The organism is Clostridium estertheticum, from assembly GCF_018861295.1.
GTDB lineage: Bacteria > Bacillota > Clostridia > Clostridiales > Clostridiaceae > Clostridium_AD > Clostridium_AD estertheticum_D.
This window is the reverse complement of sequence record NZ_JAHLDM010000004.1, coordinates 68728-80486: the sequence shown is the minus strand read 5'-3', so window position 1 is coordinate 80486 and position 11759 is coordinate 68728. Positions and strand designations below refer to the sequence as shown.

At 36.3% G+C, this 11759-nt stretch carries 13 protein-coding genes; 3 read left to right on the top strand and 10 right to left on the bottom strand.

The features are described from left to right. Positions 1-100: 100 nt before the first annotated feature. The 3 genes from KPL54_RS06060 to KPL54_RS06050 are packed head-to-tail and all read right to left on the bottom strand — an operon-like array spanning position 101 to position 1223. Positions 101-574 carry a DsbA family protein gene (locus KPL54_RS06060; protein ID WP_216105736.1) on the bottom strand — a complete coding sequence of 158 codons (474 nt, stop codon included), beginning with the start codon at positions 572-574 and terminating at the stop codon, positions 101-103. Next, positions 571-726 carry a hypothetical protein gene (locus KPL54_RS06055; protein ID WP_216105735.1) on the bottom strand — a complete coding sequence of 52 codons (156 nt, stop codon included), beginning with the start codon at positions 724-726 and terminating at the stop codon, positions 571-573. Before KPL54_RS06055 ends, KPL54_RS06060 begins: the two co-directional genes overlap by 4 nt. Beyond that, the gene (locus KPL54_RS06050) at positions 726-1223 is read right to left on the bottom strand and encodes an alpha/beta hydrolase (RefSeq protein WP_216105850.1); all 498 of its coding nucleotides are present in this window, start codon (positions 1221-1223) and stop codon (positions 726-728) included. Before KPL54_RS06050 ends, KPL54_RS06055 begins: the two co-directional genes overlap by 1 nt. A 6-nt stretch (positions 1224-1229) precedes the next feature. Here KPL54_RS06050 and KPL54_RS06045 point away from each other — a divergent pair, with 6 nt between their 5' ends. Beyond that, complete coding sequence (locus tag KPL54_RS06045; RefSeq protein ID WP_216105734.1) at positions 1230-1487, top strand: hypothetical protein; 258 nt, start codon at positions 1230-1232, stop codon at positions 1485-1487. Between the two features lie 407 nt (positions 1488-1894). Here KPL54_RS06045 and KPL54_RS06040 read toward each other — a convergent pair whose 3' ends face one another. Further along, entirely contained in the window at positions 1895-3376 is a 1482-nt protein-coding gene (locus tag KPL54_RS06040; protein WP_216105733.1) for a carboxylesterase/lipase family protein, read from the bottom strand. Between the two features lie 159 nt (positions 3377-3535). On the opposite strand from KPL54_RS06040, the gene KPL54_RS06035 reads away from it, so the two are divergent. Beyond that, entirely contained in the window at positions 3536-4105 is a 570-nt protein-coding gene (locus KPL54_RS06035; RefSeq protein ID WP_216105732.1) for a TetR/AcrR family transcriptional regulator, read from the top strand. Positions 4106-4434: 329 nt separating this feature from the next. On the opposite strand, the gene KPL54_RS06030 is transcribed toward KPL54_RS06035, so the two are convergent. Next, a complete protein-coding gene (locus KPL54_RS06030) occupies positions 4435-6675 on the bottom strand; it encodes a molybdopterin-containing oxidoreductase family protein (RefSeq protein ID WP_216105731.1) in 2241 nt (746 codons plus the stop codon). A gap of 507 nt (positions 6676-7182) precedes the next feature. Between KPL54_RS06030 and KPL54_RS06025 the strand changes: the two genes are divergently transcribed. After that, on the top strand, positions 7183-7398 hold the full coding sequence (locus KPL54_RS06025) for a transposase domain-containing protein (RefSeq protein ID WP_216105730.1): 216 nt from the start codon (positions 7183-7185) through the stop codon (positions 7396-7398). 283 nt (positions 7399-7681) lie between these two features. Here the strand turns inward: KPL54_RS06025 and KPL54_RS06020 are convergent, their stop codons facing one another. The 5 genes from KPL54_RS06020 to KPL54_RS06005 all read right to left on the bottom strand — a co-directional run bounded on the left by KPL54_RS06020 (position 7682) and on the right by KPL54_RS06005 (position 11745). Beyond that, positions 7682-8989, bottom strand: a complete 1308-nt coding sequence (locus tag KPL54_RS06020; RefSeq protein WP_216105729.1) for a methyl-accepting chemotaxis protein — start codon at positions 8987-8989, stop codon at positions 7682-7684. Between the two features lie 231 nt (positions 8990-9220). Beyond that, complete coding sequence (locus KPL54_RS06015) at positions 9221-9655, bottom strand: MOSC domain-containing protein (RefSeq protein WP_216105728.1); 435 nt, start codon at positions 9653-9655, stop codon at positions 9221-9223. A gap of 45 nt (positions 9656-9700) precedes the next feature. Then, positions 9701-10486: a GTP 3',8-cyclase MoaA gene (locus tag KPL54_RS06010; protein ID WP_253203363.1), complete on the bottom strand. Its 786-nt coding sequence runs from the start codon at positions 10484-10486 to the stop codon at positions 9701-9703. Beyond that, the gene (locus KPL54_RS25970; protein WP_253203362.1) at positions 10452-10655 is read right to left on the bottom strand and encodes a radical SAM protein; all 204 of its coding nucleotides are present in this window, start codon (positions 10653-10655) and stop codon (positions 10452-10454) included. The genes KPL54_RS06010 and KPL54_RS25970 overlap by 35 nt, the downstream gene beginning before the upstream one ends. Positions 10656-10722: 67 nt before the next feature. Beyond that, on the bottom strand, positions 10723-11745 hold the full coding sequence (locus tag KPL54_RS06005) for a molybdopterin-binding protein (protein ID WP_216105727.1): 1023 nt from the start codon (positions 11743-11745) through the stop codon (positions 10723-10725). Between the last annotated feature and the right edge of the window lie 14 nt (positions 11746-11759).

Sequence of the window (11759 nt, the reverse complement as noted above, 5' to 3'; positions counted from 1 at the left end):
TACTAATGTGTATATTAATCCCTGATTACTTATGATCTCAAATTCTATGCCATTTTTTTAAAATAACCATAGAATTTGAGTTTAATTATTAGGTCAATGATCAAATACTTTTTTTAATACGGATTTTAACTTCCTCAAAAGGTAAATAACCAGCGGATACTAAGGATGATTTTTCATTATTAACCAAAATTAAACTTGGATATGAGCTTACATCTAACTCACTTGCAAAGTTAAATTGCTTAAAAGTCTGATCAATTAATTTCTTTGAAGAAAATTCTTTTTTGAAGCTATCACTATCTATTCCGAAATCTTCAGCTATTTTAGAATAAACCTCTACATCATTCATATTTTTACCATTAATAAAAAATTCTTTCTGTAGCGTTTTCAGATAGCTAAAGCTAGCTTGAGTATCAAGGTTATTAATAACATTAATAGCCTTAGAACCTGGAAGACTATCTAAAACTGTATTACTATCTTTAAGCATAAGATAGTAATCTTCTCCAAATTCTTTCCCTGAAAGTTGAGTTATTCTAACATTATTTTCTCTAATAAAATCACTAAATCCAGGTGTCATTTTTTTACATCTTCATTTAACCACATTCCTGCAGGAACAATTGTAAAATCTACTTGATCTTTAAATTCTTCATAGATTTTTGTAACAACATCGCTGAAGGAATAGCACCAACCACACATTGTATCCATTACATAATATATTTTAGGTTTCATTAAAGTACATTCTTATTTGTTTGTACAAATTCAACTTCAATGCCATTTTCTTTTAAAGCATCTGCATAATTTTTTCCTTCATCTCTTAATGGATCAAATTCAGCTACTTCTACATAAACTCTTGGAAGATTTTTAAATGATTTTCTTGCATTGGTGAAGCATATTCCATTATCACCATTTCTTAAATATACATTCCATATCATTGCATTTCTAGGTGAATTCCATATTGGTGTGTCAATAAACATTTCTACTGATTTAGTTATTTGTCTGCTATCTGTTACTGGATAACATAACATTTGAAAACAAACAGGAAAATGTTTTCTATCACGTGCCATTTGAGTTACTGCTGCAGCAGGTGCTCCACCAGCACTATCACCTACAACCGTTATTCTATTAGCATCAATTCTTAGATTGTTTGCGTTTGCGTATACCCACTTTAGCGCACTATAACAATCTTCTACTCCTGTTGGAAATGAAAATTCTAAAGCTAAATAGATACTATTATGCTAAAGATAAAAAATATTGGAGTTTTAGCAACATTAAGAGGCCTAATGGACGATGGAGGAATTATTGAAGAAATAGCTTTTAATTCAATAAAACCGCATGATATGGAGCTTAGTAGAGATATTTTACTGAAAAGTAAAGCTATAAAAGAGGGCGATATTCTTATCAATGATAGGGGTTTTATTTCAAGATCTGTAACGAATACATTAAAAACTAATAAAAAAGTCGATACTTATATACCCGCTAAAAAAATATGATTATTTATGAGCAAGCAGTAAGCATCGCCAAATTAGAGAATCAGTGGCAGCCCCATCCAAACAAGAAAAGAAAGACGCAAGAAATACAACTAGTTAAAGAACTAGGCTCCTCTTGGAAGTGAAAATCCAAAAGAAGATGTAGAGCTAATAGCTGGTTTTATTTGTTGTTTTTAAATTAAGAATTGAAGGCAGTATTAGTTTTTACTTGTACTTATTTTTATATGCTCAAATTATATAATTCAGAGTATATATTACTCAATAACCAATATTTAAATTTATGTAACATAATGCACAACTTCACTTTCATTTATGCATTATGTAACAACTGAAATGAAAGTATTTCCATAAATAACCAAAACAGGGATAGTCGAATACGTAGAACGTTTATACTGATTTTTATCAATTACTTAATTATATAATTTAATATCTTTCCATACTTCAAATGCTTCATAACTCGGGTTATATTCAACAGAACATTCATCATTAAAAATAAATGTTGTTCTTTTTTCATCTGTATAAGGCTCCCATAGTATAGGAATTGTTCCATTTGGGTCACCATTCTTAGCAAAATTCACCCAGGAACCATGCATATATTTATGAATTCTATCAATTCTTTCCTTCGGTGTCTGCTCATTAAAATTTCCTACATAGGTATCCAATGCTGGCCCTATATCAGAACTATGCATTGCATTGAATCCGTTTACTTTCAATAACACGGTTGTAAAATCAAAGCGGTATTCATATGCCTTTCCATGAGTACACTGTGCATTTACACATTTAATATGATCTGCCCAGAACGCTCTGTCTCTACCAAGCTCCATCATTGCCTGCTTTTCACTTTTACCAGAATATAAATTCATTAAAGTTTCTAACTTTTCCGAGCATTCACTAAGCACTAGCATTTTTTCAACTTGCTTCCAGCTTGTTGGAAACATCTTCGCTTCATAAAATAAACTTCCTTCATCATGGCATGTACCAAAAACAACATCTACACCATCCGCACTTCCAGATTCCATTGCCTCCCATGGATTCATCGGGATTAAATCATCAATAACTGGACCTGGAACCAAAATTCCCGGATATGAAACACAGTTTTTTTGACAAACATACTCAGATGAACTATACATTTTTTCTATTGGCATATTTTTTAGGTTATTTATCTCTTCCCTTTTCATATTCATTTGTTCAAGGAACAATCCTATTTGAAGTTCCTGACTCTTTTGTGTGGATATATTTCCTGGTAAACCACTTTGTGCAATTGCTTTATTAAATAAAATTTTTGCACTAGGAGCGGAAAGCATAGAATATACTGCTGTCCCACCTGCTGATTCTCCTGCAATCGTAATGTTGTCAGGGTCACCACCAAAAGCTTCAATATTTTCCTTCACCCATTTCAATGCATTGATCATGTCTGATACTGCACAATTTGAATCAAAGCTATCATCATACATAGAAAAATTATAAAATCCGAGTGGCCCTACACGATAATTAAAATTTATATAAATAATACCATCCTTAGTAAATGATTCACCAAAATATTGTGGATCAGAGCCTTCACCAACTGTATTTGCTCCACCATAAATCCATACGAACACAGGGGATTTCTTTGCCTGCTTAGAAGCCCATACATTTATATAAAGACAATCTTCACTTTCCGGAACTGACTTCATATCTTTACCAATCCCCCCCATAGTGGCAAACTGATATGGTCTATTTCCAAAGGTGCTTGTCTGCTTTATACCATCCCAATTATCGCAAGGAACTGAACGCTTAAAACGTAATTCTCCAACTGGTGGCTTAGCATAAGGAATTCCAAACCATTTATACATTCCATATGCTTCAAAACCCTCGACTTTACCATTTTTTGTTTCAATAACTAAATTTACCATTTTCAATTCCTCCTGATTTATAAATTCCAAGAAATATATTACTCACGTGTTGCTTATCTTGTGATTTGAATTATAATATTTATGGTCCTTCATATCAATTACCAAATATAACTCATATGTGGCGTAACTTTCAAGATATAAATAAAAGGAGAAAAATTAATGATAAACAAAAATGATGCACGATATAAACGCACCCATAAACTACTAATGGATACCTTTAAAAATATGATTATTGAAATGGATTTTAACAAAATTACGATTAAAGATTTAACTACTATATCTGGCATAAATCGAAAAACATTCTATTTACACTATTATTCTTTAGATGAAATACTGTATGAACTTCAGAACGAGATCATAAACGATCTGATAGATATACTAAATCAAGGAGCTTCAGGTGAAAATTCTATTGATATTCAAGAATTTATGACGGCATTTTCAAAATTATTATCAGATGATCAACCGCTTCATCAAAGACTATTGTGTTGTGAAAATTATCGTTTTGTTGCAGAACAAGTTCAAAATATTGTAACTGAAAAATGTTCAGAAAAATTTTTTGCTGGTAAACATATTGATACTTCACATAAAAACATGGTTACGGCTTATCTAAGTTATAGTATTTTGACTTTATGGCGAAACTGGCTTCTATCTGGGTGTGAAATGACTAAAGATGAAATGATCCATTTTTCCACTCAACTTGTTGAACATGGTTTAGATAGTATCAACTAACATAACAAGTTAAAAACTAATATGCTACATATAGAAGTTTAATATAATACATATCACTACTGTTGCATTAAAATATTTTCAGAAAGTCAAATGGTAATTTGATACAAGACTTTCTGGAAATATACTTATATGATGATTACATTTTTATTAAAAACCATAAATATCAATACCAATTCATGCATAAATATGGTAATTGAAAAAATTAAAAAAGATACCATTTAAATATAGATACATATTTAATTTTTGTTAATTATATAAGTATTTTATGAAGATCATTCTCAAATTGTCGATTGATTCAGCATATTTCTTCTACATGTTTCGTTCCCATCTTATATTGCTTCCACTCTACAGGGCACATATCTCAAAATAGGGTTACCTGTCAGTTTATCTATATGTTTGACGCTGGTCAGCGTGTTGACCCCCACACCGTACCTTTTTCCGTTAAAGTCAAAACCGAACTGATGCGGAATAAGTACGTAGCCCTTTCTTGTTTGGTAGGTAAACTGTGCTTCGATCTCCACCGAACCAGCTTCCGTCGTGACTCTGGTCATCTGCCCATCTTTCAACCCCAGCTTTTTACCATCTTCAGGATTGATGGCAAGCGTACAGGGATTACGATACTCATAGGTAGCAGGATTGCGCATAAAGCCATTATGTCCGCCGTCCGTATGTCTGCCTGCGCTAAGGATAAGAGGATACTCTTTCGGAAATATCAACGCCTGCTCTTCTTTTTCAGGTGTGATGTCCTTGATATATTCATCAAGAACATCGACAAACAAATGTATTTTTTTGTCATCATTAACTATATATTTGAAGTTGTTCTCGCGTTCTTCTACGGCAGCCAGCACACCTTCCGGATGGTCGCACACAGCCTGGAAAACGTCATCCATCATTGCAGGCCCAGGTTTAAAGCCAGCACCAGGAACTTCTTCCTGAAACCTTTGTGGTGCAAGCATTAATGCTCCCCAAAACATGGCTTTGTGAGCAGAACCCATGGCTTTGCCCAATGTTTTCCCGATAATAAATGGCGCTGCAGGCATGTATTCAGGGTTATTCTGCAAATACACCATCAATTCTCCAAAGTATTCCATGCGACTCTTGTTCCGCGCTGTCTCGTACAGCGAATCTGGAATTGTAGGAATAAATCCCATCGCATCGCCCAGCCTCAGCCAGATCTCCCCACTCTCCATCCGCTCACCCTCCGGTTGAACTACAGGGTGCTTCAACATACAATATATTTCCGGATAAGTACACTGGACAACGCTAAAGTCATAGGCCTCATAGGCAGACATTGCGGGAAGAACGTAATGTGCATATTTCGCTGTCTCCGTCATGCATATATCGCTGCAAACCAACAGATCAAGCTTGGAATATGCTTCTCCTTGAGCTGTTGAGTCAGGGAAGGAGCGTACCGGATTAGTCGTTGACATCAGCAACGCACGAATTCGGTTTGGATTGTCGTTCATAATCTCTGCCGGTAAAACTGCTGTCGGGAAAATGCCTGTAACCGGAGCAAACCCGGTTGCCAATGTCCTCCAAATTTTAGGATCCTGATCATCAGTGTGATTACCAACAGACGCAAATCCCCCCCATGCAATAGAACCTCCCGAGACAAACATGACTCCGCAAACACATATCAGATTAAATAGCAGACTTGTACTCATAGTATTGTGACGGCCCATGAATATGCCGAGATCTTGATGCACACCCCATTTGCGTGTCGTGAGAATCCTGCATAATTTTCGCACTTGCTCGTACGGCACCTCGCAAACGCGGCAAGCTTCCTTGATGTCGAAGTTCGTAAACCACGGTTTTACCTTGTCGAAATCGCTGACCCACTTATCCAGATATTCCTGATGCTGCCATCCTTCCTGTATGATAAGGGTTATCATCGCACGCACCAGCAAAGCGTCTGTGCCGGGACGCAAGGCAATATGCATGTCGGCCATACGCGCTGTCTCGGAAAGTCGAGGGTCGACCACAATATACATGCGGTCGGGGTCTTCACAAATTTCGCGGGTGAATCTCCTTGCATTGTTAGTCTGATGAGAGACATATGAGTTGCACCCCCACATGACCAAGACCTCATTGAGTTGTTCGTCCGGTTCAATCCAGTGGGATTGATCCCCAATCATTTTGCCGACGTTCCAAAAAAGTCCCATAAACTCAAGACCCGTCGGGCTAAAAGAATATTGAGACCCCACCATCTTCATAAATGTCTGTACATAGGGACCTTCACCTTGAACTGCTGCTCCCGCGCCGCCCACATTGCCCACAGCCCTTGGCCCGTACTTGTCCAAAATCTCGCACAGCTTTTCCGCAATTTCAGTAAATGCCTGTTCCCAAGAGATCCTTACAAATTCCTTACCTACTCGTTTGAGCGGATAGTTCAAGCGGTCCGTATTGTTCTGAAAATATTTGGAACTCCTTCCCTTTCGGCAGCAATAACCCTTAGTCCGTGGATTGTCCGGATCCGGTCTCACATTAACTATCCGATTGTTTTCGATCTCCATTTCTAGACCACAATGTGACCCACAAAAAGCGCAACTAGTTTTTTCCAATTTATTCACAAACACATCTCCTCTGTTCATTAATAATCATCAAGCAGCCAATTTTTTTCATTTCGCTTTCTTTCTGTACTTATAAAAACACACACTATATTTTACAATTGGGTCTATGGGTATTTCATTCAAAGATCTAGCATACCATAATCATATATTATATCACGAAAGCGTATGGTATACCACGCGTAATTATGATTTTAACGTATACCGTTATATACCAATCATCATATTTTTGTAATCAAAACAAAAGTGATGCTACAAAACAGGTTCTACAATAAATATCTTTATTCTTAAGGAACTCTTAACGTAATGCATATGAACTTAAAAATTTTAACAGGGGAGGTTTAGTATATGAATACTAGTGAAAATATAAATTGGAGCAGCTAAAGCGCTTGGTTATGACCAAAAGCTATTACCTTATATGAGAACTTTTCTAACAAATGGTTGTTTAGAAATTGATAATAATCAGCTGAGAGAGATGTAAAGCCATTTGTAATCGGCAGTAAAAACTGGATGTTTTCAAAGACAGTAAAAGGTGCAAAATCTAGTGCATTACTTTATAGTATTACTGAAACGGCTAAAGCCAATGGCTTAGTAGTAGAAAAGTATTTAGTATATTTGTTTGATAGGCTTTCTAATACAGAAGTTAAGGAAAGTGACATACTAGAAAAATTTATGCCTTGGTCTAAGAATATTCCAGATGAACTGCACGTTAAAACTAGCAAATAATTATTTCTATATAAAGTTTTATCCAACAGAGAATATAATTTTTTCTGTTGGGTTTATTTTATCACTTAAGTTATCTTGCTGCTATGCGTCGATTCTTTTACGCTTACAAAATAAATGCTTTCGCGTCGATTTTTATCTGCGAAAGTTGAGTTATTAACTTTCTTATTGAAATGACAGAAAAAGGAAGATTTTTTTAATCTAGAGAATTTTAATATCTTTATTTTTTTAGACTTAATAAATACGATATTATAATATATGTTTCATAAAAGGACTTACTTAACACTTACACTTTGTATTTTTTCAAACTATTATCCATATCTTTGGCTATATCACTTAATTCTCCTGCTGATGTTGACATTTCTTCAAAGATTTTCAACTGTGTTTCAACACTTGCAGCCAATTCTTCACTAGCAGCTGCGGTTTGTTCAGATACATTAGCTGTATGTTCTATACTAGCTATAGATTCACTCTTTAATGTCTCCATTTTCCTTATTGTATTACTTGTATCATTAATCTTTAATGTAATTAATTCAATTGCCTCTGCAATTCTTCTAAAAGAAATTTCGGTTTGGTCAACTGCTATAAGCTGCTCCTTTGAAACATTTTGCATTGATCTCATTGCATTAATTGCTTGCTGAGAATCATTTTTAATATTGTTCATCAAACTGCTTATTTCTTCTGTTGAATTTTTACTTTCTTCCGCAAGCTTCCGTATCTCATCAGCTACCACTGCAAATCCCTTACCAACTTCACCTGCTCTTGCAGCTTCAATAGCAGCGTTTAATGCTAAAAGATTAGTCTGATCCGCAATGTTTTGTATGGCAGTTACAAATAGTCCAACACTTTCAAGAGTTGCTGTAAGATTTTCTACAGCTACAAATATTTCTTCAGAAGAGAGATTATAATCATCAGATTTTTCTCTTAATTTTTCTACAATGCAAAGACCTTCTTTATTTAATTGATTTACATTATCAGTTTCTTGAATAATATCACGATAACTATTATTAACCAAGACTATATGATCCGATAGTTTTCCTATCTTATCAACGCTTTTTTGAGTTTCGGATACTTGTTCTGAAGCACCTATTGCAATTTGATCAATTGTTTTTTCTATTTCTGTTATTGAATTCATAGCTTGATCTACTTTATCTGTCATATTAAAAGAAGCATTAACAATAGCTTTTGTGAGTTTATAAGTACCTTCTATAATTTTTCGCATCTCTGCCGTTAGGGAGTTTAAATGCCCCTGTATACTACTTAGTAATTTATTTTCTTTTAAGTTCATGCTAACAGACAAATCACCAGAGTTTATTGAATTAACTACATTTCCAAAATTATCAGCCGCTTTTTTCATAAATACTGTGAAAGTAACAAAAAGTACTATCTCTATAATTATATTTGATATTATACAAAATAGGATGAGAGATAACGATTTATCAGAATTAGTAATTGCCTTTAGTATAACACCAGAAATTGTTCCCTCAATTACAGCTAGTAGTATTATTACCAATATTGAAGTTGTAAATACTGCTGATAATACACCAGTTAAGCTAATTGTTTTACCTTTCTTTTTCTTAATTAGTTCCTCCATAAATATTCCCCCTTTAATATTCTCTTTTGTTAATATTTCTATTACATCGTCTAATTCAATTCGATATGATTATATCAATTTCTTTTTCTGAAAACATTTGTTCTTCTTCTTTTTTAATACTTTTGTTTTTTTTTATAATCTTTAGAACTAGTTCTTAGAGAATTACTATATGCTTTTGCTGTCCTAACCTGTAATTCATAACGTTTTTTCATTGGATATTATAGTCCCTAGCTATTCCTCAATGTATAGCAAATCTCCAGGGCAAACCCAGCCTGGCTCCAAAACCTTAGCAAAAATGCCTTCTCGGGGCATGACGCAGTCCCCACAAGCTTTGCGAATAGCGCAATCATTGTGGCATTCCTTGCCAATTTGGGTGATCTGACACATTGACTGCCCTATCCGAAGATTAGTTCCAACTGGTATCTGATAAAGCAGGATGCCTTCCGTCAGAATATTTTCGGCGAAAGCGCCATTTGACAGAGGAAATGATATCTTCTCCTGCAATTGCTCGACACTTTCCCTGCCAAGCAGGCTGACCTGTCGGTGCCAGTTCCCAGCATGGGCATCGCCGATAATTCCGTGTTCAAGTGTATGCGGGTTCATTAGAACACGCCCACTCGCAACAGCAGTGCGATGGGTGTCTGACTTGTCTCCAACATCAACCATATGAGCATGTCCTTCCATATTAAAATGTGAAATTTTTCCATAATTTTATCCTCCAATCTCATTCATACAACGACCTGCTTGACTTGGGAAAGCAGGGGATAATAGTTCGTGTTTCAATGGCTTTTCCAAAATCGCCTGGCAGATGGCCTGCCGCAATTCTTTTCCTCTAAGTCCTTTCAGAGGTATTTCCTGTGAGGAATGCAGGCATGGTTTCAATCTTCCATCTGCTGTCAGCCGTACCCTGTTACAACTGCTGCAAAAATGTTGACTTATGGGACTGATTAACCCTACACGTCCTTTTCCATTCGGCAGACGGTAGAGGCGTACTACCCCTTCGCGATGAGACATAGGTTCAAGCTCCGGAACCCGCTGCAAAATGGTTTCAGCAGGAATAAAGGCTTCAGAGTGGAAATTAGCACCTTCTCCTATGGGCATCAGTTCGATAAAGCGAATCTCAATATCTTTTGTTTTGGTAATTTCCACAAAATCCTCAATTTCGTCATCGTTGTAGCCTCCAATTAAAACCGTATTTAGTTTAATTGGATACATTCCAGCGTCCTCTGCAGCACGAATACCATTAATTACTTCCTCAAAATGGCCCTTGCGAGTTATATTACGATATTTTTGAGGGTTAAGCGTATCGAGGCTGATATTAACCCGGGAAATTCCTGCCTTTTTCAAGTCCATCGCCATTGTAGGAAGAAGAATGCCATTCGTTGTCATGCTGACCTCATTAATACCTGAAACATCAGCAATTTCCCTACACAAATTCACAATGCCTGGTTTGGTTAACGGCTCACCACCAGTAATCCGAAATTTTTTGAATACCAAGCTCCGCAGCCATCTGAACAATCTCCACAATGTCTTCGAAACTCAAAAGATCAGAGTTCCTCAGTTTCGGAACTTCCTCTTCTGGCATACAGTAGACGCAGCGTAGATTGCATAGATCGGTAACAGAAATGCGTAGATATGTAATTTCACGGCTAAATCTATCTTTCATAACAGTATCTCCTCATCTATATTTTAAGTCCATGACTTATGCATAGACATGTATTTTTTATTTTCTTTTAGTAACGCCCAAAAGTACAAATCGGATAGTGACAAATTTCGCAACCAAGACAAGAGCCTCCCTCAGCCATGGCCACAAAATCTGCCTTATAAAAGCGTTCTCCAGTAAAAAGTTGTGGTAAAACCACATCCAAAATTGTTGTGGAGTGTTGGATTGCAGCACTTGGAACTCCAATCAGGGCAGTATTACCAAGATACGCCAGCATAAACATATTGCCTGGCTGAATAGGAACCCCATGCGTGATGACCTCTGCTCCAGTTGCACGCATAACAGTTGGCGTAATATCATCCGGATCGACTGACATACCTCCGGTAAATATTAGAAGGTCTACGTCTTTTCGAATAAAAGTAGATGCTATAGACTGAAGCATATCTGGAATATCATCACAGATAACAATATCCAAAATATCCGCTTCGAAATAACTGAGTTTTTTTCGAATAAGTGGCTCAAAGCGATCTTTTATCCGACCATTGAAAATCTCTGATCCGGTGATGATAATTCCAACCTTCAATTTTTGATAAGGTTTTATAGTAAAAAGTGGAATCGGACTTTGAGCACAAATAACCTCTGCCTGCTCAATCTGCTTCTTTTCAGTAGTGAGTGGTACGATACGCAGACCAGCCAACTTCATATCCGGTTCAACTCTAAAATGATCGGGCAGGGTGGTAATCGTTATGTCCCCGATCGTATTGAGCTTACTCAACAGAGTCTTGTTTACCCGAAACTGCCCTTTGACAGCCGCTGTAAGGGTCATTTTCCCTTCATATGGTCCAGAATAAAAAGTTCCTTTGACCGGAGCCATAGAAGCGAGTCTCAGCGCAGCATCATCCTCATGAATTTCGTTCTCCTGATCCTCCCAAATAAAAATATATTTTTTCCCCATGTCTAAAAGGTTGGGAATGTCCTCTTGCTTAATTACATGACCTCTGGCGAATGCACGACCTTTAAACCCATCTCTCACAGCAGTAATGTCATGGCATAATATTTTCCCCACCGATTGTTCAACAGCAATTTTTTTCATAAGGAACACCTCCG